A 24,821-nucleotide genomic window follows, 5' to 3' on the forward strand; every position below is an offset into this window, starting at 1 on the left:
CGTCATATGATGCCCCATCAACAGCCTTTGAAGACACGCCTTAGGGCGTGCCCGCGTAGTACGTCGCGATCATGTCCTGGTCCCCGTGTCCGGCCGCCTCCGCCCGGGCGAACCGCTCGGCGGAGGCGGCGACCAGGTCGAGGGTCACTCCGGAGGCCTCGGCCGCGTCGAGGATCAGCCGGGAGTCCTTGAGCGCGGTGGACAGCGCGAAGCTCGGGGTGAGGTCGCCGGAGAGCACCGCCGCGGACTTGCCCTGGAGGTACGGGGTGTCCAGCGGGCCGCCCTTCATCGCGTCCAGGAAGAGCTGCGGGTCCAGCCCCAGCCCTTCGGCGAGATTGAGGCACTCCGCCACGCCGTTGACCATGTTGATCACCCAGGTGTTGGCGACGAGCTTGAGGCGGGTGGCGCCTCCGGGCTCCTCGCCGACCCATACGGTGCGCTGCCCGATCGCCTCCAGGACGGGCAGGGCCGTCGCCCGGGCGCTGGACGGGCCGGAGACGAACACCGTGAGCGTGCCCTGCTCCGCGGGCTGCTTGGTGCCGGAGACCGGGGCGTCGAGGTAGACCAGCCCCAGCCCGGCGGCCCGGTGGGCGAGGTCGGTCGTTGCGTCGAGCCCGACGGTGGCGCTCTGCAGCCAGACCTGCCCGGGACGCAGACCGGGCGTGGCCGCGGTGAGGGTCTCCGCCACGGACCGGGCGTCCGTCAGGGCGGTGAGGACGATGTCGGCACCGCGTACGGCTTCCTCGGGCGTGTCCGTCACGGTGGCGCCGTGCCGGGCCAGTGGCTCGGCCTTGGACCGTGTGCGGTTCCAGACCCGGACGGGGAGCCGGTCCCTGAGCAGGCTGCGGGCCATCCCGGATCCCATGATCCCGGTGCCGAGGACCGCGACGGTCGGCGTGCCGGGGGCGGAGTCGGCGGGGGATGCGGTGGTCATGGGGAGGTTCCCTTCGTCGGCGGCGGGCCGGTCGCGAGGCCCGTGGGCCTCAAGACTGCCGCAGCGCGCTCTCCAGACAGGCGCGGTGCACGGCTCTGGCGAGTCGCGCGCCCCAGCGCGAACGCGGCCCGGCGAACGGTTCGCCCGGCTGCCCTCCCGGGTCGGGCGCGGCGACGCAGACGGCGTCCGTCGGTGTCCCGGAGCAGTCGAGTCCGGCGTCCACGAGCGCCTGGACCTTCGCCTCGGTGGCGGTGGCCACCGCGTTGACCAGGGCGGCGTCGGAGAGCGCCACGGGGAGGGTGACGACGATGTTGACGGTCCCCGGAGGCGGCGGGCCGTCGGTGCCTTCCGCCGGGGCCGCGGCCCATCCCCGCACTCCGAGGCCGCTGGTGACCGTCGCGGTCGCACCGCCGTCGTCGGCGACGGTGTACGCGGTGACGTCGGCGGCCGTCATCAGTCCGGCGCCGGGGCCCCGGAGCGCCTCGGCTTCCGCGATCTCCGCGAGGTGCCGGTCGGGGTCGAGGCGGGGGTAGCCGCCGGGCACCTGGGCGTTCAGGATCCAGGCGCGCGGGCCGATGCCGCCGCCGAGCACGGCGCTGCTGCACACCCGCCAGCCGGGCCCCAGGCGCCACACCAGGTGGTGCAGCCCGAGGCCGTCCTCCTGGCGGGCCAGCAGCTCGCCGCGCTGCCGGGGCGGGCGGATGCCTACGGATGTGATGGCGAACCCCCCGGGACAGGCCTGCCGACGGTCGGCGGCGCGCGTCGATCATACGGGCGGGCCGGGGCCGCGTTTCCGGCGCACCCGGACCGGCCGCCTCACCCGTATGGCGTAACGCGAGCTGCGGGCGGATAACCGCGTCGAGCGGGGCCACCGCCCCTCCCCGGTGTCCTGGGCCGTTCGCCGCCCGGGCCGGGAAGTTGCAGCGTCCAACCGGGTGAGGCGCGATGGAATCCGGACGCGCCTCCCCTGCTGGAACCACCCGCAGGACGCGCCCGGGCGAGGAGGAATCGGCCATGGGAGCCGCTGACGGTTTCACGGATTCCGGCGAACTCGACGGTCTGACCGTCTACGACAGCGACGGAGAGAAGGTCGGCACAGTGGGGCGGGTGTACGTCGACGACGACACCGGCAAGCCCGACTGGATCACGGTCAAGACCGGCATGTTCGGCATGAAGGAGAGCTTCGTGCCGCTTGCCGGGGCTCGCCGGGTGGGTTCCGACCTGCACGTCTCGCATCCGAAGGACCGCGTCAAGGACGCCCCCCGGGTGGACGCGGACGCACACCTGTCCGTATCGGAGGAGGAGGAGCTCTACCGGCACTACGGCATGACCAAGAAGGGAGCCGGGCCCGCAGGAGCGGGCGGCGACGCGCGCACGACGTCCGGGACCGGAACGGGTGCCATGGGCGCCGCGGGTGCGGCCGGAGCAGCCGGCGCGGCCGGCACCGCTCGCGCGGGCTCCGGCGGTCAGGCGAAGGCCACCGGCACCACCGCGGGGACGGGCAGGCACCGCGACGTGGACACGTCCGCCACGTCCCGTCCGCTCGCCGGAGCCGGAGCCGAGCGGTCCGCCACGGGCGCCGGCGGCCGTGACGAGATGGTGCGCTCCGAGGAGCAGCTCCAGGTCGGCACGGAGGAGTACGAGAGCGGCAAGGCGCGCCTGCACAAGTACGTCGTGACCGAGAACGTCACGCGGACGGTGCCGGTGTCCCACGAGGAGGTGCGCGTGGTACGCGAGCCTCTGCAGCCGGGCGAGAAGGTCACCGGCATGAAGGGGACCGACCTCGGCGATCAGGATGTCGAAGTCACCCTCCACGCCGAACGAGCCACCGTCCGCAAGGAGGCGGTCCCGGTGGAGCGGGTCCGTCTCGAAACCAACAGGGTCACCGAGCAGAAGGAAGTCTCCGCCGAACTCCGCAAGGAGAAGATCGACTACGCGGACGGCAAGGACGACATGGGCAGCGGCAAGGACACGGGCGGCGAGTTCGGCCAGGGACGTCGTCGCTGACCCCCTCACACAGCGGCGAAAGGCCGCGCGACAGTAGCGAGGGGCGGACCCGGGTGGTTCACGGGCCCGCCCTTTCGTCGCGTTCGGGCCGTGCGTGGGCGGCTTCGCCCGGCAGGAACCGCACCGAGGGGCGGCCTTCGGGCCCTTCCGGCGTCACCACCGCGCGTACCCGGTAGACATCGGCGATGAGGTCCTCGGTGAGCACCTCCGAGGGCGTGCCGCCGGCGACCACCCGGCCTTCCTTCATGACGGTGACGCGGTCGCAGAACATGGCGGCCAGGTTGAGGTCGTGCAGTGCGATCACGGCGGTGACGGGCAGCGCGGCGACCAGGGACAGCAGCTCCAGCTGATGCTGGATGTCCAGGTGGTTGGTGGGTTCGTCCAGCAGGAGTTCACGCGGCTGCTGGGCCAGGGCGCGGGCGATCTGCACGCGCTGGCGCTCGCCGCCGGACAGGGTGTGCCAGGACTGCCCGGCGCGGTCGGCGAGTCCGGTGCGCGCCAGCGCCTCGCGTACGGCGTCCTCGTCCCCCGGTCCCGGCCCGGACCAGGCGCGCCGGTGCGGGATGCGCCCGAGGCGTACGACGTCCAGCACGCTCAGGTCGACCTGGGTGGCGGCGTGCTGGTCGACGACGGCCACGCGGCGGGCCACGGCCCGCCGGCCGGTCTCGGCGAGGGTGCGGCCGTCGAGGGTGACGACGCCGGCGCCGGGGGTGAGTACGCCCGCCATCACACGCAGCAGCGTGGTCTTCCCTGAGCCGTTCGGCCCGAGGAGCCCGACGGTGGTGCCGGGCGGCGGCGCGACACTCACTCCGTCGAGGACGATCCTCCCGCCGGCCTCCCGGCTGACGCGCGTGGCCCGCAGGCCGTCACCGGGGGTCTCCTCCCGGCTCATGAGCCGCTCCTTCGCGTGCGGTGCAGGATCAGGACGAAGACGGGCACTCCGATGAGGGAGGTGACCACGCCGACCGGGACCTCCTGGGGGTCGAGGACGGTCCGGGCCAGCGTGTCGACCCAGACCAGGAACACGGCCCCGGCGAGCGCCGTCACCGGCAGCAGTCTCCGGTGGCCCGCTCCCGTCAGCGCCCGGGCCGCGTGCGGCAGGACGAGACCGACGAACCCGATGGCACCAGCCGAGCTGACGAGGGCCGCGGTCAGCAGCGCGGTGGTGCAGAGCAGCACGATCCGGGTGCGGGTCACATGCACCCCCAGCGCGGCCGCGGCGTCCTGGCCGAAGGCGAAGGCGTCGAGCGTACGGGCATGGCCCAGGCAGATGAGCAGGGTGACGGCCAGGACGGCCGAGCACATCCACACGTCGCCCCAGCCGACCCCGCTCAGTGAGCCGAGCAGCCAGAAGAGCACGCCCTTGGTCTGTTCGGCGTCGGCGGCGGTCATCACGACGAAGGAGGTGAGCGCGGAGAAGAGCTGCATGGCCGCGACCCCGGAGAGGACGACCCGGTCGGTGGATCCGCCGAGCGTGTGGCTGAGCAGCAGGACGAGGGCGAAGGAGAGCAGGGCCCCGGCGAACGCGCCGCCCGAGACGGAGACCGCTCCCCCGCCGACGCCCAGGACGACGACCACGACCGCGCCGGTGGACGCCCCGGAGGAGACGCCGAGGACGAAGGGGTCGGCGAGCGGGTTGCGCAGCAGCGACTGCATCACGGTGCCGCAGATCGCGAGCCCGGCCCCGCAGACAGCGGCGAGCAGGGTGCGGGGCATGCGCAGGTTCCAGATGATGCCGTCCCGGATCGGGGTCAGCCGCCCCTGACCGAGGCCCAGGTGCGAGGCCACCGCCGACCAGACGTCCGGGACGGAGATGCGGGCGGGGCCGATCGTGACGGCGACCGCGACGGACAGGAGCAGCAGGGCCACCCCGCCGCTCCACAGAAGGCCGCCGCGCAGGAGCCGGGCCGCGCCGGCCGCCGGGACCGGCTGCTCCGGGTGCGCGTCCGGGGTGTGCGGGCGCTTCGCCACGTCCACGTCCGGAGTGTGCGAGGGCTTCGCCACGTCCGGTACGTGCCCGGTCTCCGGTACGTCCCGTATGGGGCCGGTGTCCGTCACCCCGCGAGTCCGAACGAGCGCAGCCCGGCCGCCACCCGCTCCACGCCCTCCACGGTCCGGATCGTCGGATTCATGGCCTGGCCGCTGAGCAGGACGTACCGCTTGTGCTTGACGGCGTCCAGGTTCTTCGTGGCGGGGTTGGACTCCAGGAACGCCATCTTCTTCCCGGCGCTCTCGGCGGTCTGCGACTTACGGGTCAGGTCGCCGATGACCAGCACGTCGGGGTTGCGGTCGGCGACGGTCTCCCAGTTGATCTGGGGCCATTCCTCGTGGGTGTCGTCGAAGACGTTCTTCGCGCCGAGCTCCTCGGTGATGATGCCGGGGGCTCCGCAGCACCCCGCCAGGTAGGGGGCCTCGGCGTTGGCGAACCAGTAGAGCATCGTGGTGCCGGACGCGTCGATGTCCGCGGTCGCCTTGTCGACGCGGCCGCGGAGGCTCGCGACCAGCTTCTCGCCCCGCTCGGGGACGCCGAACACCTTGGCCAGGTCGCGCACTTCGCCGTAGACGGCGTCCATGGTCAGTGTCTCGGTGCGGGAGCCGTCGCTGCTGCCGGTGTTGTCCTTGCCGGCGCAGTCGGAGGGCGAGAGGTACGTCGGTACGCCCAGCTCCTCGAACTGGTCGCGGGAGGCCACACCGCCCTTGCCGAGGGTGGATTCGAACGAGGCGGTGACGAAGTCGGGTTCCTCGGCGAGGACCTTCTCCGAGGAGGGCTGGTTCTCGGCGAGGCGGGGCACCGTGGACTCGTCCTTCTCCAGGCCCTTCATCACCGGGTCCGTCCACGTCGCGGTTCCGGCGAGCCGGTCGGCGAGGCCCAGGGAGAGCAGGATCTCCGTCGATCCCTGGTTGAGGGAGACGGCGTGACGCGGTGCCGCGTCGACGGTCACCGTACGGCCGCAGTTCTTCAGCGTCACGGGGAAGCCGTCGGCTGCGCCGTCCCCCGCGGTGCCTGCGGCGGGCTCGTTCCCGCCCGCGCCGCAGGCGGTCAGAAGGACGAGTCCCGCGAGGAGCAGGGCAGTTCGGCGTACGGTGCTGGCTATGGGCGGCACGGAGTCCTCGGCGTTCTCAGGGCTCTTGCGCGAAGCCCGGTACGGAGTTCCGCTCCCGGTGCGGAAGCGGGTGCCAGCAGGTCTTCGGACTCGGGTTCGTCCGGACGGGGCGCCTTCCCGGTGCACCCGAGGGTGTCCCAGTGGCCGTGGCCCCGCCCGTCCCCCTCACCGCTGCGCGTCAGCTCCGGATTCGCACCGGATTCCCTGACTCCACGTGGAGTGTGACTGGCGTCTGCAAGCTATCACGCGACGTGAGGACGGCCTCGGGGCCGTCGCCGGCACGGAGAGGGGGGGCCTCTCCGTACCGGCGGGCCGTCGGGCGGGTCAGCGCTTGGGGTGAACCGATTCGCCTCCGTCCGTGAGCGGCTTGTTCGTCCGGCGAGCGAGCACGGACGTGGTGCCCCAGTAGGCGAGCAGGACGGCGCGCAGGCCCAGGATCTCCAGGCGCTCGCGGGCCGCCTGCCCCCGGCGTCCGGCGCTCACCGGGCGTCCGCCGGGGCGGTGTTCCACGGGCCCGCGGGATCGTCGTACGCGTCCGCGTAGCCGGGTCCGGCGATCGGCCAGTCGGCGAGCAGGCGCTCGGGCAGGGCGAAGGAGTCGGCCAGTTCCGGGGCGTGCGCGGCGACGGCCGCGACGAGCTCCTCGACGGCCTCGGGCAGGGCCTCCACCTGATCGCCGCTCAGGAGGCCGGCGGCCAGCAGGTCGCCGCTGTTGCGGGAGACCCACTCGACGGCGAACAGCCGCTCCAGCTCCGCCAGCCGGTCCCTGGCATCCCCCGGGGGAAGCGCCGCGCGGGCGTCGGCGTAGGCCTCGGCGGCCTGCCGGTAGGCCCAGGCCTCGACCCCGCGCAGGGCCGGGCCCGAGGCCGCATTCCACCGGCCGAGGGTGTCGGCGTCGGGCGCCCGGAGCGCGCGGGCCCTGGCCCTGGCGAACCAGATGTCCTGGACCGAGGCGAGGAGCCCGCCCAGGAAGCGGGGGTCGGCCAGGTCGCCGGGGCGGGGGGCCGGGACGTCGTCCCGGCCGGGCTCGGCGGCGAAGAGCATGTCGGCCGCCGCCTTGGCGTACAGGGCGATGTTGTCGCCCTCGGCGGTGATGGCGCCCTCCACGCCGGTGACGAGTTCGGTCATGCCGTTGTTCTCCAGCAGGGCCTGTGCGCCGCAGCGTTCGCGGCTCTCGACGATGACCTCACGGGCCCGCCAGGTGATCCAGGCCTTGGCGACGTCGACGAGCCTGCCCGCCTCCGTGCGCCCGTCCTCGTCGGTGCAGGCCTCCCATCTCTCCTGCGCCCTGCGGTACAGCAGGCTCATGGCGAAGACCGTGGCCATCGCCGAGGCGAGCGGGCCGTGGTGCGTCCGGTGGGCGTTGACGGGTACGGGCGGGGCGCCCCGGCTGCCGGAGATCATCCGGTGCCCGCCGTAGCGCACGGCGACCGCCAGGGTCGCGCGCGCCGAGCCGGCCGCGCAGGCGCTCATCGAGATCCGGCCGGGGGTGACCCGCCCGATCGAGGTGAGGAAGCGCCGCCGCCTGTCTCCCGGGCCGGTCCTGAACTCCCCCGGCACGCCTCCCTCCTCGGCGGATCCCAGCAGGGCGTCCCGCTCGACGAAGAGCTGGTCGAACGAGGTGAGGCAGTGGTCCACCGGGCTGCCCATCCGGGCCGGCAGCCGCCGCACCCGGATGCCCGGCAGCGCTCGCGTCTCGTCGGTGAGCTGCACCAGGAAGAGGCGTACCCCGTGGTCGGCACCGTCGGCGACCAGGCGGGCGGCGACCAGGCCCGACTTCGCCCCGCCCGCCGGGCTCGTGTTGGGCATGAACTTCTGCGCGCCCGGGTTCGGGGTGTGCAGGACGAATCCGTCCCGCTCGCGGTCGTACGTGGCGGTGGTCTCCATCGCCGCCGCGTTGTTGCCGTGCGCCACCTCCGTACAGAGGAAGGTGCCGATCCGCCGCATCGTCAGATAGTCCGACAGATCGCGGCGGCCCGCGCATTCGTGGTCGAGGAGGCTGCCGAGGAAGAGGTTGTAGTGGATGCCCGCCACGGTGGTCAGCGCGGGGTCCACCGGGCCGAGCCAGGCGTGCAGGGCGGCCAGCGCGCGCGGGTCGGAGGCGAGGCGCGCTCCGCTGTCGAGGGAGAGGTTGAGGATCCGCAACCGGTCGTAGGCGAGTTCCAGCCGCTCTTCGGGCGTTCCTCCGGCGGGGCGGCGGAACGGTTCTGTGCTGATCAGCCGCTGCCAGAAACCGTGTTCACGGCGGTGTTCCGGGCCGAGGAGAACGCCGGTCAGCAGTTCGGCGGTGGACGGTGGGGCGGTGTCGGTAAGGGTCACGGTCATGTAGAAATCAACGATCGTGGTGCGGGCGAGGACACCCCCGTGAACGCCCTACCCCTCCGGGATCGCTCCGCTGGTCAGGGCCGCTGCCAGCTCCTCCTCGTCGGGGGGCAGCGCGCCCGCCCGTGCGACGGTCACGGCGGCCGACGCCAGTGCGTGACGCAGCACGTCGCCCAGCACGGTGGTGTCCAGGGAGCACAGCCGTGCGCGGCCCGGAGCGCCGAGCAGTCCGTACGAGGCGAGGGCGTGCAGCGTGCCGGACATGAAGGCGTCGCCGGCGCCCACGGTGTCGGCGATTTGGACGGGCGGTGCCCCGGCGCTCACGGTGGCGCCCGGCACGAAGGCCGTCGCTCCCCCGGCGCCCCGGGTGAGCAGGACCAGCGACGGCCCGGAGCCGAGCCACCGCTCGGCGGCCTTCTCCGGGGCCTCGTCGGGGTACAGCCACCGCAGGTCCTCGTCGCTGGCCTTGACGATGTCGCTGAGTGCGACGAAGCGCTCCGCGCGCCGCACGGCGGGGAGGTGGTCCCCCATCAGCGCGGGCCGCACGTTGGGGTCGTAACTGACGGTCGCCGCGCCCCGGAGCGACCGGACGAGGTCGAGGACGGTGTCCGCCCCGGGTTCCAGGGCGGTGGCGATGGACCCGGTGTGGACGTGCCGGGGCGGATCGCCGGGCAGCGCGACGGGACCGAGTGTCCAGGTGATCCGGAAGCCGTACGTGGCCCGACCCTCGTCGTCGAGCCCGACCGTGGCGGCCGGGGTGGGCGCGTCGCCGCCGTCCGTCAGGACCCGCACCCCGGCTGAGGCGAGGTGGTCCTCGATCAGGCGCCCGTCGGGGTCCCGGCCGAGCTGCGTGACCAGGGTGGTGTCACGGCCGAGCCTGGCCAGGCCGTACGCGACGTTCGCGGGGCTGCCGCCGGGGTGGGTCCGGTCCGGGGCGCCCGGCAGCCGGACGATGTCGGCGACGCATTCGCCGATGACCAGCAGGGCGGGGCTGTCGGGCATGGGGGCGGGTCTCCTGGGGAACGCGGGCGGTCCTGCCCCGGTGAGGCGCGGCGGTCACGGGGCACACTGCCGCCGATTCTGCCCCGTGTGCGGACGGCCGTGGAGACCCGGGCCTCAGGAGGCGTCCCCGCGCCCCTCGTCCCCGTAACGGCGCTCGAACTTGGCGACCTGGCCCTCGGTGTCGACCACCCGCGCCTTGCCGGTGAAGAAGGGGTGGCTCTCGGCGGAGATCTCCACGTCGATGACCGGGTAGCTGTTGCCGTCGTCCCAGTCGATCGTCTGCTCGCTCGACGCGGTGGACCGGGTCAGAAAGGCGTACCCGGCGGATCGGTCGCGGAAGACGACGGGACGGTACGACGGGTGCTTGTCCTGCTGCATCTCGGCTCCTGGAAGTACGGGGATCTCGCGTCCCGGCTCCGGGCCAGCCTCGCCAAGGGCGCCGCCCGGCGCGATCCGGGGCGTCCGTACGGAGCAGCGGATCAGCCCCTCTCCCAGCCGGGGGCGGGGGCGGCCTGCGGGGCGGGGGCGGTGCGCCAGGACCACAGGAGGGCGCCGGCCAGCAGCACCACGGCACCGAACAGCCAGGGCAGCGGTCCCGCGGGCAGCGCTCCGACGGCCAGGCCGGCGGCCGCTCCCACGAGTTGCTGGGCCAGCGACTGCACGGAGAGGGCCGTCGCGCGGCCGGAGGTGTCGACGCGGCGGTGCAGGAGGTCGTTCTCGGTGGGCCCCGCGGCGCCCAGGCCCAGGTAGACCAGCCCGTATCCGACGACGGCCGTGGTCAGCGCGGGCGCACCGGTGGCGGACACGGTGGCGCCGAGCGCCAGCAGACCGGCCACGCTCGCGCCGAGGCTCACCAGGACCGCGTGTTCCGCGTCCCCCGCGAGCCGGGCGACGAGCGGCGCCAGCCGGCTCCCGAGCGCGGAGCAGGCGAATCCGGCGGCGGCCAGGCCCGCGAAGAGGACCGCCCCGGACTCCGCGGTCCCGGTCAGCGCGGCGGCGCGGCCCGGGGTGAGCAGTTCGAGAGCGGCGAGAGCCGTACCCGCGGCGCCCGCGGTCATCAGGATGCGCCGGATCAGGGTGTCACCGGCGCCGAGCCGGATCCCCGAGGCGACGGCTCCGGGGACACCCCGCAGGACGCCGCGCAGGGTGACCGCGGGGCGGGGAGGCTCCGTCAGGGCGGTCAGGACGTGGACGATGAAGACAATGTCGATGACCACGCCGAGGAGCACGGGCACCGAGAGCGGCAGGACCAGGTCCGAGGTGAGCGCCCGCAGCCGGGCCCCCGGGTCCGGGCCGAGGCCGAGCAGCCAGGGCAGCGCCCCTCCGAGGAGGACGCCGAGGGCGATGGCGCCGGACGAGGCGGCGCTGCCGTGCGCCAGCCCCGTACGGAGATCGGCGTCGGGGCCGGAAGCGGCGTGCACGGTGTCGACGTACCAGGCTTCGGCGGGCCCGCTGGACAGGGCACGGCCCGCACCCATGAGGGCCGTGCCGAGGATGATCACCCAGGGGGTGGTGCCGAGGCCCATGAGCGTGAGGGCGCAGACGTTGAGCAGACCGGCGCCGGCCAGGACGGCGCGGCGGCCGATGACGTCGGAGAGCCCGCCGGTGGGGAGTTCCAGGGCGGCGGCGGTCAGGGAGTGCGCGGCGAACGCTCCGGCGATGACGGTGAGGGACAGGCCGCGCTCGGTGAAGAGCAGCACCATCGGCGCCATGACGAGGCCCGCGGGGAGCCAGAAGAGGAACGAGACGGCGACGAACCTGCGGCGCGCCGTGCGTGCGTCGGGCATGGTGGCAGGGGCCTTCCCGGCCCTGGGCGACGGGGTCACCGGGCTCTTCCGGCGTCCGCAGCCGGGCCGGCGTCGGGGCCGGGGCCTGCCTCGGCGGCCGGGGCGGAGGCCACATCGGCGGCGGGAGTTGCCGGTCCCTCCCCCGCCAGCGGGAGTCCTGCGGTGAGCAGCACGACCTGCCGGGCCCGGGGGTCGGACTCGTCCCGTGCGGTCAGTTCACCGAGCTTGGCCGCGATCGCGTCGCGGAGTTCGCGGAGGGACTCCGGCGTCAGACGCGGCATCAGGTCGTCGATCCCCGAGGCGTCGTGCCACTCCTCGCCGAGCCGGCCCGCGTCGATGTCCGCCTCGTGCTGCTCCATCGACTGCTGCAGGTGCTCGACCTGGCGGCGCCTGCCCAGCACCAGCATGGCCCGGCCCGCGGGCGTGGCGAGCATGGCCGCGTTGCTCGCCGAGGTGACGGCGTGCACGGCCTTCCAGCGGCGTTCGCGCCCGTCGCGGTGCTCGGCCTCCGCCACGAAGGCGTACTTGGCCAGCACCCTGAGGTGGTAGCTGGTCGACGCCGACGACTCCCCGGTCCTGGCCGCCAGTTCGCTCGCGGTGGCCGGCCCGTGCAGCCGCAGCAGGCCGAGCAGCCTCAGGCGCAGGGGGTGCGTGAGCGCCTTCAGGGCCGCCGGGTCCCGCTCGGGGTCGAGTACACGATGCGTGGCGTCGCTGTCCATGGCGGCAGCCTAGAGCGCTCCGGCACTTTGCCAAATAGTTTTTGCAGAATATTTTTGGGAAAGTTGTTCAGCCCGCCGCCTCCTCCACCGCGTCCGCGACGAGCGCGAGGAAGCGTGCGTGGGCCTGCGGGCTGCACAGCGGTTCCGGGTTCCACGGCACGGTGCGCGCGCCCCGGCCGGCCGCTTCCCAGGCGGGGTCGGTGATCCCTTCGAGCGGGACGGCGTTGGACCGGATGTCCGCCAGGACGATCCCGGGCTCCAGCGCCGCGGCCTCCGCCCAGTCGACGGTGGCCCAGTTGACCCCGGCCCCGTCGGGCGGCGACACGAGGCCGACCCCGAGCTCGGCCAGCACCCGCAGTTCGGGCCACATCTGGGGCCGGGCGACGTACGCCTGCTCCGGTCCCGCCGGTGAGAGGGCCACCACCCTGGGGGCGCCGGGGGCACGGGCCGCCGCGCGCAGCCGCTCCCGGGCCGCGCGCAGCTCACCCGAGGCGTCCGGGACGGGCGCGCCGCCGAGCGAGCGCGCGAGGGCGGCGAACCTCTCGGCGACCCGGTCCAGGGTGCGCGCCTGGCCCACGTCGATCACGACGACCGGGACGCGCTCCTCCAGGTGCTTGGCGGTGTCCGGGTCCAGTCCGTAGAGCTGTCCGTGGCCGTAGCTGACGGCGACGACCAGGTCGGGCCTGCCGCGTAACAGTGTGTCCACGTCCAGGGCGTCGCCCGCACCCCGGTAGTCCACGGTGTCCAGCGGGAGCGTGCCGGTCTTCGCCCGGTCGGGCTCCGCCCCGTCGTGCCCCGAGCCGAAGATCCCCTCCGGGCGTATCCCGTAGTCCCACAGTGTCGCGCCCGCCTGGACGTACGCGAGCACCCGGGCGGGCCGGCGGTCCGCCGCCGCCAACTGGCCCCGGTCGTCCGCGAAACTCCACGCGCTCTGCTCCGTCATGCCACTCACCCCTCCGAACCGACGGCCTGGGCCCTCTCCCCGGCTCGCCTCCCACTACCTGCCCGGCCCGTCGGCTCCACACCCCCGGTGGAGCGCCCCAGATACGTGAGCGGCCCCGGGTCGGGTACGTCGATCACCTGGAACCCGAGCCGGTCGTAGAACGCCCTGGCCGGGGTGTTCGCCGTCAGCATGGACAGATGGACGGCCCCGACGCCCTTCCGGTGCAGGGCATCCAGGAAGGCGCCCACGAGCTCCCTGCCGTACCCCTTGTGCTGCCACGGCGGCAGCAGGTCGATGTGCAGGTGCGCGGGGTAGGCGTCGAGCTCCGGGAGGATCATGCGCTCGGGGTGGTGGAGGAGGGCCGTCATCGCCTCGGTGAGCGTTTCCGGTTCACCCTGCGGCTCGGGGAAGCGGTCCGTGACGCGGGGCAGCCAGACCTCCCGGAAGGCCTTCACGAAGGTCCGGGTGTCGGCGGTCCCGAGGACGTAGCCGGCCGCCCGCCCCGAGCCGTCGTCCAGGACGAACGTCAGCTCCGGTTCCAGGTGGGCGTAGGGCGCGGCGAACAGGGCGGGCATCAGCCCGGGGTCGGGGTACAGATGCGTGCTGTCCCCGCCGTTGTCAGCGGTGCGGACGCAGATGTCCGCGAGGGCCTCCTGGTCGGCGGGCCGGTAGGGGCGTACGTACGGGGTGCGGGTCATCGCCCCATCCTTTCCCGCTGGGAGCGCTCCCACAAGGCCCCGCGGGGCACTTCAGGACTCCTCGCCCCCCTGGTCGTCGGAGCGGGCCAGTTCGACGTTGAACTGGGCGCCGGTCAGCAGCGCCAGGTTGGTGAACCAGATCCAGATCAGGAAGACCACCACCCCGGCCAGCGACCCGTACAGCCGGCTGTAGCTGGCGATGTGGGTGGCGTACAGCGCGAATCCGGCCGAGGCGACCAGCCACAGGAACGCCGCGAGCACCCCGCCGGGCAGCGCCCCGCGCAGGCTCCGCGCGGAACGCGGGCCCGTACTGAAGAGGACCAGGATGAGGCAGGCGACCAGACAGAGCAGCACGGGCCACTTGAGGCCCTCCCACACCGTCTCCCCGGCCTGCGCCAGGCCCGCGCGGCGTCCGAGCCAGCGCGCCAGGGGCCCGGTGAGCACGAGGGCGAAGGCACTGGCCATCAGCAGGACGAGCAGCCCGACGGCCGAGACCACGATGATGTGCGCCTGGCGCAGGGGCGGCCTGGTGTCCTTGACGCGGTGCATGGCGTGCATCGCCCTGCGGAAGACCGCCAGATAGCTGGAGGCCGACCAGACGGCGCTCACGCTTCCGGTGACCACGAGCAGCCAGACCGCGGTGCGCTCCTGGGTGGCGGCCTCCAGGGGCCGGCGCAGCGCCGATCCGGACTCGGCGGGCGCGAAGGCCGTGATGTCGGCGATCAGCGCGTCGGTGGCCCCGGGGTTGGCCAGGCCGATGACGGAGACGGTGACGAGGAGCGCCGGGAGCAGCGCCAGGATGGCGTAGTAGGTGAGGGCGGCCGCCCAGTCGGAGAGGTCGTCGTTCCACAGGGACACGGGGGTACGGCGCAGAGCGGTGCGCCAGTGCCTCCGTGTGGTGCGCCCTGCCGGGGGCGCGGTTCGTTCCGCGACGGGGTCGTCGGTCCTGCTGGGCACGCGGATACTCCGGGGGACGAGGGAAGGGGGGGACGGCCGGGACGCCTCTCGGCGGCCCGGCTGCTCCCTTTCTCTCATGCCTCGGTCCCGCGGTCGTAACCCAGGGCGGCTCAGTCGTTGACGGCGGTGAGCAGCACCACCGCGTCCTCCAGGGCCAGCAGTCCGTGCCGCTCCTGAGGAATGGGGTGCAGCCGGCCCGCCGTGAGGTCCACGTCCCCGGATCCCGCGGTGAGCCGGACCGCGCCGCGCAGCACCTGGAGCGAGGCGGCGGGCGGCGCGTTGTGCTCGTCGAGGGCGGACCCCTCGGTGAGCGCGATCACCGTCTGCCGCAGGGGCGCCTGGCGCAGCAGCAGATGTGCGCTGCGCCCGTGCGCGTCGGCGCGGGCCGCGGCCAGGTGCTCGTCGGCGAGAGCGTTGAGATCATCCATACGACCACTGTGCCGCAGCCCCCGCTCCCTCGCTATCGCTTCTCGCGCAGCCAGGCGGCCGTGTCGTCCGGCAGCAGACCCGAGGGGTCCGGCGGGGCGCTGGTCAGCAGGATCTCGTGATGGCCGGGGAGCGGGACCGGGCCTCCCGAGAGGTTGACGACGCAGATCAGGCCGTGGGTCCGCCGGAACGCGAGGACGCCCGGTGCCGACGGCAGCCAGTCCAGCCGGCCGTCGGCCGTCTCGCCGGGTGCGGCGGCGAAGCCCGGCTCGTCGCGGCGCAGCCGCAGCGCCTTCCGGTAGAGGCTCAGCATCGAGCCGGGGTCGGTGCTCTGCCGGTCGGCGGCGTACGAGGGCCAGGCGTCCGGCTGCGGCAGCCAGGGTTCGGCGGTGGATCCGAAGCCCGCGTACGGCTCGTCGGCGGACCACGGCAGGGGCACCCGGCAGCCGTCCCTGCCGGGGTCGACACCGCCGGAGCGCAGGTGCATGGGGTCCTGGATCCGGTCGCGGGGGATGTCGGCCTCCGGCAGGCCGAGCTCCTCGCCCTGGTAGAGGTAGACGGCGCCCGGCAGCGCCAGCGAGAGCAGGGCGGCCGCCCGTGCCCTGCGGGTGCCCAGTTCCAGGTCGGTGGGTGTGCCGAAGACCTTGGCCGCGAAGTCGAAGCCGGTGGCCTCGCGTCCGTAACGGGTGACCGTGCGGGTCACGTCGTGGTTGCACAGCACCCAGGTGGCAGGTGCTCCCACCGGGGCGTGCTCGGCGAGCGTGTCGTCGATCGCGGAGCGCAGCAGCCCGGCGTCCCAGGGGCAGGCCAGGAAGTTGAAGTTGAACGCGGTGTGGAGTTCGTCGGGGCGCAGGTAGCGGGCGAAGCGCTCGGAGTCGGGGAGCCAGACCTCGCCGACGAAGATGCCGTCGTACGTGTCGGCGATGGCGCGCCAGGAGCGGTAGATGTCGTGGAGCTCGTCCCGGTCGATGTAGGGGTGGGGGTCGGTGCCCTTGACGAAGTCGGGGAGGGCGGGGTCCTTGGCGAGCAGGGCCGCCGAGTCGATCCGTACGCCGGCGACGCCCCGTTCGAACCAGAAGCGCAGGACGTCCTCGTGCTCCTGGCGGACTGCGGGGTGCGCCCAGTTGAGGTCGGGCTGTCCGGGGGCGAACAGGTGCAGGTACCACTGGCCGTCGTCGATCCTGGTCCAGGGGGTGCCGCCGAATTCGGAGACCCAGTCGTTGGGCGGGATCTCCCCGTGGCTGCCGCGTCCCTCTCGGAAGTGGAACAGCTCGCGCTCGGGGCTGCCGGGGGCGGCGGCCAGCGCCGCCCGGAACCAGCTGTGCTGGTCGGAGACGTGGTTGGGGACGATGTCGACGAGGGTGCGGATGCCGAGCTCCCGGGCTTCGGCGATGAGCTTCTCGGCCTCGGCGAGGTGGCCGAACGCCGGGTCGATGGCCCGGTAGTCGGCCACGTCGTAGCCGCCGTCGGCGAGGGGCGAGAGATACCAGGGCGTGAACCAGAGGGCGTCGACGCCCAGTTCGACAAGGTAGGGCAGCCTGGCCCGTACCCCCGCCAGGTCGCCGGTGCCGTCTCCGTCGCCGTCGGCGAAGCTGCGTACGTAGATCTGGTAGATGGCGGCGTCGCGCCACCACGGTGCGGTGGCCTCGGTCGGACGGTTGGCTGCCACGTGGCGTTCCTTTCGGGCAGGAGGTACTCCGCCCCCGGCCCGGACGCGGGGCGTGTGGTCGGAGGGCCGGCGGCGGAGTGCTGGTGGGGAGGCGGTGGTTCGGGGGGCGCTCAGCCCTTCAGGCCGCCCGCGGTGAGTCCGCTCATGATGTTGCGCTGGAAGAGCAGGAAGATGAGCAGCGTCGGGACGGACGCGATGGTGAGCGCGGCGATGAGGACGTTCGTCGGCACCCCGTTGGACAGCGAGTAGATGCCGACGTTGAGGGTCTGCTTGCCGGGGTCGGGCAGGGTGAGCATGGGCCAGAGGAAGTCCTTCCAGACTCCGACGACCGCGAAGATGGAGACGACCCCGAGGATCGGCCGGGAGATCGGCAGGATGATGGAGCGCAGGGTGCGCAGGGGCGAGGCTCCGTCGATGGCCGCGGCGTCGAGGAGTTCGCCCGGGATGGAGTCGAAGAACCGCTTCAGCAGGAAGATGTTGAAGGCGTTGGTGACCGACGGGAGCCAGATGGCCCAGGGCGAGTTGAGCAGGTTGCGCTCGAAGATCGGTACGTCGAGGACCGTGAGGTACTGCGGTACGACCAGGACGGTCGCCGGGATCATCAGCGTGGCCAGCATCATGCCGAGGATGACCTTGCCGAACATCGGCCGCAGCTTGGACAGCGAGTAGGCGGCGGCCACGTCGAGGACCAGCTGGAAGGCGAGCGCGCCGAACGCGTAGTAGAGGGTGTTGAAGAGCAGCTGGGCCAGGTCCATCACGTTCCACGCCTGGGAGTAGTTCTCCGTGTGGATCGAGGAGGGGAAGGCGGTGGGCGGGCTCTGTACGACTTCCTGGGTGGTCTTGAGGCCGCCGGTCACCATCCAGTACAGGGGGCCGAGGAACGCCAGGGTGAAGGCCACCACCACCAGGGCGAAGACGATCCAGTAGACGGCCTTTCCCCGGGGCCGGCCGAGCTGGGCCGGTGAGATGAGGGTCCGCTGGCGGCCCAGGTCGGCGTCCCGGCGGCGGGCCTTGCGGCTGCCGGGCCTCCCGGGTCCGCGCCGGGAGACAAGCGTGCTCGATGCCATCGTCGTGCTCCCGTCCTAGTCTTCGCTGCTGCGGCTGAGGCGTACGTACACCGCGGAGAAGCCCGCGAGGACGACGAGCAGGAGGAGGCCGAGGGCCGCCGCTCCGCCGTAGTTGTTGAAGTTGAAGGCGTACTGGTAGATGAGGTAGACGACCGTCGTGGTGGAGCCCTCGGGGCCCGCGCCGTTGGTCAGCAGGAACGGTTCGGTGAAGACCTGCATCGTCGCGATGATCTGCATGAGCAGCAGGAGCGACAGGATGAGCCGGGTCTGCGGGATGGTGACGTGCCAGATCTTGCGGAGCAGTCCGGCGCCGTCGAGCTCGGCCGCCTCGTAGAGCTCGCCCGGGATGCCCTGGAGGGCGGCGAGGTAGATGAGTGTGGCCCCGCCCATGTTCATCCAGGTCGACGCGATGACGACGGACAGCATCGAGGTGTCGGGGTCCTGGAGCCATTGCTGGGCGGGCAGATGGAGGAATTCCAGGATGCGGTTGAAGAGTCCGTAGCCGGGGTCGTAGAAGTACTTGAAGAGCAGGACGGAGGCGACCGGCGGCAGCATGACGGGCAGGTAGACCAGCAGCCGCAGATACCCCTGGGCGTGCCGGAACTCGTTGAGCACGACGGCGACGACGAACGGCACCGCGAAGCCCAGCACGAGCGCCAGGACGGTGAAGAGCAGGGTGTTGCGCCAGGCCTGCCAGAACGCCGGGTCGTTGAAGACGTAGCTGAGGTTGGACCAGCCGGCCCAGGTCGTCGTGCCGTCCTCGGTCTTCTGGAAGGCCAGGAGGAACTCCCTGACCATCGGGTACCAGGAGAAGAAGGAGAAGCAGAGGACGGCTCCGATCAGGAAGCCGTGCGCCGAGATGTTGCGGCGCAGGGCGCGCACGAACTCCTCCCGGGCGGAGTCCGGCCCGGTGGGGCGTGGGTGGTGCCCGGGTGGCGGTGCGCTCGCCTTCCCGGTGGACAGGGTGGGGGCCGACATGGTCTCTCCTCGGTGCCGGTGCGGTCGCTCACGGACGGCGGGATGCGGGGCCGGGCCCGCCCGGCCCGGCCTCCGCACGTCCGTTACTGGTTCGCCAGGACCTGGTTGACCTGCTGCTCGGCGGTGTCGAGCAGCTTGTCGACGTCGGCGTCCTTGTTGGTCAGGACCGCGGACATCGCGTTGTCGAGGATCTTGTAGATCTCCTGGGCCTTCGGCGGCTCGGCCTTGCCCTGGACGGGGTTGTCCATGAAGGCCTTGAAGTTCTCGACGGGCATGGTCGCGTTGGCGGCGCGTGCGGCGTCGTCCTTCGTCTTGCTCTCACCGGTGAAGAAGTTCGGCTGCGGCAGCCCGACGGGCAGCTGGTCGGCCTTGGTGCGGGACCATTCGAACTGCCCCTTGCCGGGGGTCAGGTTCTTGAAGTTCAGCCAGGCGACGGCGGCCTTGATCTTGTCGGGCGAGCTGCCCTTCTTGATCATGTAGTTGTTGCCGCCGAAGAGGGTGCCCTGACCGCCGGGGATCGGTCCGAGTCCGAAGTTCTCGTACTTCGCGCCCAGTTGCTGCACCATGTAGGCGATGTCGTCGGGAGCGGCCAGGAACATGCCGAGCTTGTCGGTGGATATCTGCTTCTGCAGATCGCCCCACTTCAGCAGCTGGGTCTTGCCCATGCTGTCGTCCTCCCAGCGCATGTCGTGCAGCTGCTGGAGGACCTGCTTGCCCTTGTCGTCGTTGAACGCGGCCTTCTTGCCGCTCGCGTCCACGACGTCCCCGCCCAGGCCGTACTGGGTGGCGGTGAAGTGCCAGCCTCCGTTGTTGCCCGCGCTGTACTCGCCGAAGCCGGCGATGCCCTTGCCCAGGCCCGCGATCTTCTTGCTCGCGGCGCGGACCTCCTCCCAGGTCGACGGCGGGGTGTCGGGGTCCAGTCCGGCCTGGGTGAACAGCTTCCGGTTGATCATGAGGCCCATGGTGTAGTTGCTGGTCGGCAGCGCGTAGAGCTTGCCATCCTTGCGGGCCACGTCGAGCACCTGGGGCTGGATGTCCTTGAGCGCCGGGACCGAGGTGTCGTTGACGTACGCGGAGATGTCCTCGGCGCCGTCGTTGTCCAGCACCTGCTGGAGGTCCGTGAAGTAGGCGTAGAACACGTCGGGTTGCGACTTGCCCTTGAGCATGGCCGTGAAGCGCGGGGGCTCGAGGCACTGGCCGGGCGTGGACTTCCCGTTGATCTTGACGTTCGGGTACGTCTTGTTGAACGTCTTGACGTCCTCGTTCCACTCGCGCAGCTCCGCGGCCTTCGCGGCGGGCGGCATGCAGTCGATCGACAGCGTCACCTTCGCCTTCGGGTCGAGCGGCGCGGACGGATCGGACGAGCCGCTGCCGGAGTCGTCGTTCCCGTCGCCGCTGCTGCTCGTGCCGCAGGAGGCAAGGGTGGTCAGGGCGAGCGCGGTGACGACGGCGGCCGCGGAGGCACGGCGGGTACGGCGGAACCCAGCACTTCTCATCGGTGGTCCCCTTCGGGCATGTGCACGGAAGGCCTCGGCCGGCTGTCTGCCGGGGCGCGGCATACTCAACCACCGGCGACATGGGAGCGCAATATCTCGCGCAGTTTTCGTAAATGTTTGACAGCGCTCCGCATGTGAGGAGGCAGGCAGGAGCGGGCCGATGCCCCACCAGCGCACCCCCGCACACCCCGCCAGCACCCCCGCACACCCCGCCAGCACCCCCAGGTACGCCGCACACCGGACAGCCGGAGCCCGCAAGAGACGGACTGCCCACTGCAAGCCGTTACGCGCGCAGGGGTGCCCCCCGGGCCCCTTGCGGAACCCGGGAAGCACCCCTGGGTGCGCTGCTCCGCCCTCCTACGGATTGATGTTGATCTTGAAGGTGGAGGTGGTGTTCTTCACGTCCTGGGCGTTGCCGCTGAACTTCAGCCCGCTGAAGGTGACTTCACCGACCGCCGGGCCCTGGCCCGCCTCCGGCATCTCGTTGGCCCACAGCCCGAAGCCGGACTTCGCGTCGAACGCGTCACCGCTCTTGCGGGCGCCGGAGACCGTGATGTCCGTGAGCACCGTGTCCTTGATGGGGAACTGCGGCTGTCCTCCCACGTAGTTCGTCTGGAACATGATCCCGCTGTACGTGGGATCGACGATGTCCACGTGCGAGATCCGGATGCCCTGGAAGACCTTGGAGGCGGAGAACAGCCAGATGCCGGGGAAGGTCTGGGTGCCCCAGAAGTGCCCGCCGGCGCGTACGACCGACACGTTCTCGATCGTCGTGGGACCGGGCCCGAACCCGTTCATCGGATAGCCGAAGTCCAGCGAGCTGACCGTGATCCCGGAGTACACCAGGGTGTCGGCGATACGGATGTTGCGGAAGGTGTTGTCGTAGCCGCCGTACACGGCCACGCCCGCGGCCCGCCAGGTGAGGAGGGACGTGAGGTTCTCGTACACGTTGTTCTTCATGTCGGCGCCGCCGGCGTCGATCGCCGAGAACAGTGCGAAGCTGTCGTCCCCGGTGGCCCGTGCCTCGTTGTTGGTCACATGGTTGTCCGTGGATCCGTTGGTCATGTTGATGCCGTCGGCGAACATGTTGCGGATCCGGGAGTTCTTGATGGTGACGTTGTCGGTGTTGGCGCCCCAGTAGAGGCACACCATGTGTTCGTTCCAGATGTTGTCGATCACGATGTCGGAGACGTTCGAGAAGTCGAACACCTTGCCGGGCCCGTCGATGCGGGACGTGTAGTTGCCGAAGTACGCGAAGTCCGAGAACGACGAACCCTTCGCACTGGCCTCCGCGCGGAATCCGATGTCGGTGTTGTCCTGCGTCGACGGGGCCTGGAACCGGGTGAACCAGGGCCCGGCGCCGGTGACCTTCACCGCCTTGCCGTAGACCTGGAACTTGCCGGCGGTCGAGTAGTCACCGGCCGGGAGGTAGACGCCCACGAGGTTCCCGGTCGTGTCCATCCGCACCTTGTCCAGGGCGTTCTGGACGTCCTGGTGGGTGAAGCCGGCCGGCACGGTGTACCGGGCGGGGTCGGGGTTGGCCTTCTGGGTGACCTGCTCCAGGCTGACGAAGTCGATCGCGTAGGTGCTGGTGTTGGCCGCGTCCTTCTGCAGCCGGATCCTGCTGCCCGCCGGGACGTTCTTCCCCAGCATGAGGTTCGCCTCGTCGTAGATGTGCCGGGGCGCGCCCGAGCCCGGGGAGTTGCCGGGGCCGGTCTCGTTCCCGTACAGCCAGGCGTACTTCGAGGTGAGGTCGATGGCCTTGAGGAAGGTGCCGTCCACGTAGACGTTCAGCTTCGAATCGATGCCGCCGCCGCCCGCGGAGTCCGGGATGGAGAAGCGGGTGACCAGGGTGTTGGTGGGCGCCCTGGTCGTGAATTCGACGTAGTTGCCGGTGCTGTCGAGGGTGACGGCCTTGCGGCCGGACGCCTCGCCCGCGATGTCACCGACGGTCCTGTTCGGGCCGACGACCTTGGCACCGCCACCGGTGACACCGTCCTCCGCCTCGTACATGTCGTACGGCATGTCGGCGCCGCGTCCGACGAAGAACGATTCGGTGGTGGTGTTGTTCCCGCGCTTCACCGGCAGTTCGTTGGCGTCGTCGGCGAGCACCACCTTCAGCGTGTACGAGCCGTCAGCGGCCGTCCAGGTGCCGAGGGAGACGGGTGCGGTCGTGGAGCCCGCCGCGATGGCGCCGTTGTGCGCGCCGGTGAGGGTCTTCACCGTGGCGCCCTTGGAGTCGATCACGCTGAGGGTGATGCCGTGGCTGCCGGCGGCCGAGGCGATCGAGCCCTGGTTCTTCACGGCGACGGAGAAGGTGACCGTGTCGCCCTGCGACGGGGACGACGGGGCGGTCGTGACCGCGCTCGCGACGAGGTCGGAGCTGGAGACCGGCTTGACGACCAGCGGGGTGCCGCTGGTGTAGCGGTTGTCGGTCTCGTTCTCCTCGATGATCTCGCCCGCCGGGTCGACGACCGCGCCCAGCGTGTAGCTGCCCGCCTCACGGGACCCGATGCCGGCGGTGACCTGGGCGGAGGCGCCGGCGGCGAGTGCGCCCACCGAGGCGGTGGCGACCTTGGATCCGCCGAGCTCGAAGTCGAGCTTGCCGGCGGGAGAGGCGAGCGCGCCCGTGTTGCGTACGGTCGCGGACAGCGTGATGGCGTCCGACTCCACCGGCGCCGCGGGCGCTGCCGTGACCGCCGTGACCTGGAGGTTCGGGTTGGGGGCCGGAGTGCCCAGCACCTGGAACTCGGCGACCTGGCCGGCGCCGGACCCGGTGTTGGAGGTGAACTTCAGCTGGACGTCGGCCACGCGTGCGGTGACGGGGATGGTCACCGTGTTGCCCGTGGCCGGGTCGAACGCGTAGTTCTTGGCGGCGGCCAGGCTCGCGAACGCGGTGGCGTTCTGCTCCCGCCCGAGCACCTGGATGTTCTGGGTGCGCGCCCCCCAGCTGCTGTCGGGGTTGAGCTTGACGACGACGCTCTCGGTGTCGGCGTTCGCGCCCAGCGCCACGGTCAGGGTGTTCGGATAGCTGCCCCCGGCCCCTTCCCAGTACGTGGTGAGGGAGTTGTCGTTGGCGTTGGCCGCGACGAACGTGTGGACCACGGACGAGGCGGTGATCGGCTTGGAGACGGCGAGGTTGGAGGCGGCGGCCGTGGACCCGTTGCGCGTCACGGTGTTGCTGGGGCCGGATATGTTGCCCGCCGCGTCCCTGGCCCGGACCACGTAGCTGACGGTGGCGCCGGCGGGCTGGGTGTCCGTCCAGGTGGTGACGTCCCCGGCCACGCTCTTGCGGAGCACGTTGTCGGCGTAGATCTCGTAGCCGGTCACCCCCTTGTTGTCGGAGGACGCCTGCCAGGTCAGCTTGATCTGACCCGCCGACGGCTCGGTGAACGCCAGGCCGGAGGGGGCGGTCGGCGCCTGGGTGTCACCGGAGTCGCCCTTACGGGTGACGGTGTTGCTGTTGCCCGACACGTTGCCCGCCGCGTCCCTGGCGCGCACGAAGTAGGACACGCTCTCGCCCGCGGGACGGGTGTCGGTGAACGTGGTGACGTCTCCCGCCAGGCTGGTCAGCAGAACGTTGTTCGCGTAGACGTCGTAGCCGGTGACACCGGTGTCGTCGGAGGACGCCTGCCAGGTCAGCTTGACCTGGCCGGTGGACGGCTCGGTGAACGCCAGGCCGGTGGGGGCGGTCGGTGCCTGGGTGTCGCCGGTCGCGGGGCCGTAGATCTCCAGCTCCGAGAGCTGGGCGGCCGGCTGGACGGAGTTGGCGGTGACGAGCACACGCACATGACGGGTGGTGGTCGCGTCGAAGGAGATCGTCGCCGACTGCCCGTTCGCGGGGCCGAAGGTGTACGCCTTGGAGGCCGTCAGGTCACTGAACTCCGTGCCGTCGGAACTCCCCTGGATCTTCAGCGTCTGGGTCCGCTGCTCCCAGCCGTCGGGCAGCCGGAGCACGACACGGTCGATCCGGACCGACGAGCCGAGGTCCGCCTGGATCCACTGCGGGAGCTCGTTGTTCCTGCTCTCCCAGTAGCTGGCCCGGTTGCCGTCGTTGCCGTGTGCGGCCACGTAGGTCTCGGTGTGGCTGCTCGCCTTGAGCGTCCGGCCGGCGGCGAGGTTCACCGACGACTCCCCCGCCGTCCGGACCTCCAGCTCGGAGAGCTGCGCGTTCCGCCACCCGGTGTTCGCCGTGATGTTCACCCGCACGAAGCGGGTCTGTGTGGCCGGGAAGGAGATCCTCACCTCGTTGGACGCACCGGGGCTGAAGGTGTACGCCGCCGAGGACTTCAGCGTCGAGAAGCTGGTGCCGTCGGCGCTCCCCTGGAGCGAGAGGGTCTGCTGCCGGCTCTCCCAGCCGGCGGGGAGCTTCAGCGTCACCTCGTCGACCCGTGCGGCGGAGCCGAGGTCGGTCTGGACCCACTGCGGCAGGGTGCCGCCGGAGCCCTCCCAGTAGGTCGCCTGGTTGCCGTCGGTCACGTTCCTGGCGCCGTACGCGTCACCTGCGCTGCTCGCCGCCGCGGCCCGGCCTGCGGCGATGTTGGGGCCGTCGGCCGCCGCGGCGGTGAGCGACGGCCATCCGATCATCAGAAGACTGGTGGCGACCATGGCGGAAAGCGTCCGCCATCTCCAGCGTTGGGCTCTCATAAGTCCCCGATCTTCGGCCTCGGCGCGGGACACGCCGAGGGCACGGCTCTGTCGGAACAGCTCTGC

21 protein-coding genes and 1 riboswitch are annotated in these 24,821 nt (G+C 71.9%); of the genes, 1 reads left to right on the forward strand and 20 read right to left on the reverse strand.

The window, feature by feature from the left end; translation table 11 throughout:
- Positions 1–40: 40 nt before the first annotated feature.
- Both JKV81_RS07100 and JKV81_RS07105 read right to left on the reverse strand, forming a co-directional pair.
- Positions 41–934, reverse strand: a complete 894-nt coding sequence (locus JKV81_RS07100; RefSeq protein WP_202075188.1) for an NAD(P)-dependent oxidoreductase — start codon at positions 932–934, stop codon at positions 41–43.
- Positions 935–983: 49 nt separating this feature from the next.
- Positions 984–1,607, reverse strand: a complete 624-nt coding sequence (locus JKV81_RS07105; protein ID WP_372444091.1) for an adenosylcobinamide amidohydrolase — start codon at positions 1,605–1,607, stop codon at positions 984–986.
- A 341-nt stretch (positions 1,608–1,948) separates the two neighbouring features.
- Between JKV81_RS07105 and JKV81_RS07110 the strand changes: the two genes are divergently transcribed.
- Complete coding sequence (locus JKV81_RS07110; protein ID WP_202075190.1) at positions 1,949–2,941, forward strand: PRC and DUF2382 domain-containing protein; 993 nt, start codon at positions 1,949–1,951, stop codon at positions 2,939–2,941.
- Between the two features lie 58 nt (positions 2,942–2,999).
- Here JKV81_RS07110 and JKV81_RS07115 read toward each other — a convergent pair whose 3' ends face one another.
- From JKV81_RS07115 to JKV81_RS07200, 18 genes are all read right to left on the reverse strand, one after another.
- Entirely contained in the window at positions 3,000–3,833 is an 834-nt protein-coding gene (locus JKV81_RS07115) for an ABC transporter ATP-binding protein (RefSeq protein WP_129260614.1), read from the reverse strand.
- Positions 3,830–4,840 carry a FecCD family ABC transporter permease gene (locus tag JKV81_RS07120; protein ID WP_236055622.1) on the reverse strand — a complete coding sequence of 337 codons (1,011 nt, stop codon included), beginning with the start codon at positions 4,838–4,840 and terminating at the stop codon, positions 3,830–3,832. Before JKV81_RS07120 ends, JKV81_RS07115 begins: the two co-directional genes overlap by 4 nt.
- 155 nt (positions 4,841–4,995) lie before the next feature.
- Positions 4,996–6,045, reverse strand: coding sequence for an ABC transporter substrate-binding protein (locus JKV81_RS07125; protein ID WP_129260615.1), 1,050 nt, complete (start codon positions 6,043–6,045; stop codon positions 4,996–4,998).
- A 58-nt stretch (positions 6,046–6,103) separates the two neighbouring features.
- Positions 6,104–6,290: riboswitch (cobalamin riboswitch) on the reverse strand.
- 79 nt (positions 6,291–6,369) lie between these two features.
- Positions 6,370–6,528 (reverse strand): hypothetical protein, encoded by a 159-nt coding sequence (locus JKV81_RS36650; protein WP_164992653.1) that lies wholly within the window; start codon positions 6,526–6,528, stop codon positions 6,370–6,372.
- The gene (locus tag JKV81_RS07135; protein WP_129260616.1) at positions 6,525–8,369 is read right to left on the reverse strand and encodes an acyl-CoA dehydrogenase family protein; all 1,845 of its coding nucleotides are present in this window, start codon (positions 8,367–8,369) and stop codon (positions 6,525–6,527) included. The genes JKV81_RS36650 and JKV81_RS07135 overlap by 4 nt, the downstream gene beginning before the upstream one ends.
- A 48-nt stretch (positions 8,370–8,417) precedes the next feature.
- Positions 8,418–9,368, reverse strand: a complete 951-nt coding sequence (locus tag JKV81_RS07140; RefSeq protein ID WP_202075191.1) for a carbohydrate kinase family protein — start codon at positions 9,366–9,368, stop codon at positions 8,418–8,420.
- Positions 9,369–9,482: 114 nt separating this feature from the next.
- Positions 9,483–9,746, reverse strand: a complete 264-nt coding sequence (locus tag JKV81_RS07145) for a type B 50S ribosomal protein L31 (RefSeq protein ID WP_099171537.1) — start codon at positions 9,744–9,746, stop codon at positions 9,483–9,485.
- Positions 9,747–9,847: 101 nt separating this feature from the next.
- Complete coding sequence (locus JKV81_RS07150; RefSeq protein WP_202075192.1) at positions 9,848–11,155, reverse strand: MFS transporter; 1,308 nt, start codon at positions 11,153–11,155, stop codon at positions 9,848–9,850.
- A 35-nt stretch (positions 11,156–11,190) separates the two neighbouring features.
- Positions 11,191–11,874, reverse strand: a complete 684-nt coding sequence (locus JKV81_RS07155) for a helix-turn-helix domain-containing protein (protein ID WP_129260619.1) — start codon at positions 11,872–11,874, stop codon at positions 11,191–11,193.
- Between the two features lie 67 nt (positions 11,875–11,941).
- Positions 11,942–12,817 (reverse strand): ABC transporter substrate-binding protein, encoded by an 876-nt coding sequence (locus tag JKV81_RS07160; RefSeq protein ID WP_129260620.1) that lies wholly within the window; start codon positions 12,815–12,817, stop codon positions 11,942–11,944.
- Between the two features lie 5 nt (positions 12,818–12,822).
- Entirely contained in the window at positions 12,823–13,515 is a 693-nt protein-coding gene (locus JKV81_RS07165) for a GNAT family N-acetyltransferase (protein WP_202075193.1), read from the reverse strand.
- A gap of 51 nt (positions 13,516–13,566) precedes the next feature.
- Positions 13,567–14,472 (reverse strand): YihY/virulence factor BrkB family protein, encoded by a 906-nt coding sequence (locus tag JKV81_RS07170; protein ID WP_129260622.1) that lies wholly within the window; start codon positions 14,470–14,472, stop codon positions 13,567–13,569.
- Between the two features lie 110 nt (positions 14,473–14,582).
- Positions 14,583–14,900 carry a cupin domain-containing protein gene (locus tag JKV81_RS07175; protein WP_124278669.1) on the reverse strand — a complete coding sequence of 106 codons (318 nt, stop codon included), beginning with the start codon at positions 14,898–14,900 and terminating at the stop codon, positions 14,583–14,585.
- Between the two features lie 32 nt (positions 14,901–14,932).
- The gene (locus JKV81_RS07180) at positions 14,933–16,567 is read right to left on the reverse strand and encodes a glycoside hydrolase family 13 protein (protein WP_129260623.1); all 1,635 of its coding nucleotides are present in this window, start codon (positions 16,565–16,567) and stop codon (positions 14,933–14,935) included.
- A 110-nt stretch (positions 16,568–16,677) separates the two neighbouring features.
- The gene (locus JKV81_RS07185) at positions 16,678–17,634 is read right to left on the reverse strand and encodes a carbohydrate ABC transporter permease (protein ID WP_202075194.1); all 957 of its coding nucleotides are present in this window, start codon (positions 17,632–17,634) and stop codon (positions 16,678–16,680) included.
- Between the two features lie 15 nt (positions 17,635–17,649).
- Positions 17,650–18,612, reverse strand: coding sequence for a carbohydrate ABC transporter permease (locus JKV81_RS07190; RefSeq protein ID WP_124278667.1), 963 nt, complete (start codon positions 18,610–18,612; stop codon positions 17,650–17,652).
- Between the two features lie 83 nt (positions 18,613–18,695).
- Entirely contained in the window at positions 18,696–20,108 is a 1,413-nt protein-coding gene (locus tag JKV81_RS07195; RefSeq protein ID WP_202075195.1) for an extracellular solute-binding protein, read from the reverse strand.
- A 357-nt stretch (positions 20,109–20,465) separates the two neighbouring features.
- Positions 20,466–24,755 carry a discoidin domain-containing protein gene (locus tag JKV81_RS07200; RefSeq protein WP_202075196.1) on the reverse strand — a complete coding sequence of 1,430 codons (4,290 nt, stop codon included), beginning with the start codon at positions 24,753–24,755 and terminating at the stop codon, positions 20,466–20,468.
- Between the last annotated feature and the right edge of the window lie 66 nt (positions 24,756–24,821).

This window comes from Streptomyces silvae (assembly GCF_016745505.1).
Classification (GTDB): Bacteria; Actinomycetota; Actinomycetes; order Streptomycetales; family Streptomycetaceae; genus Streptomyces; species Streptomyces silvae.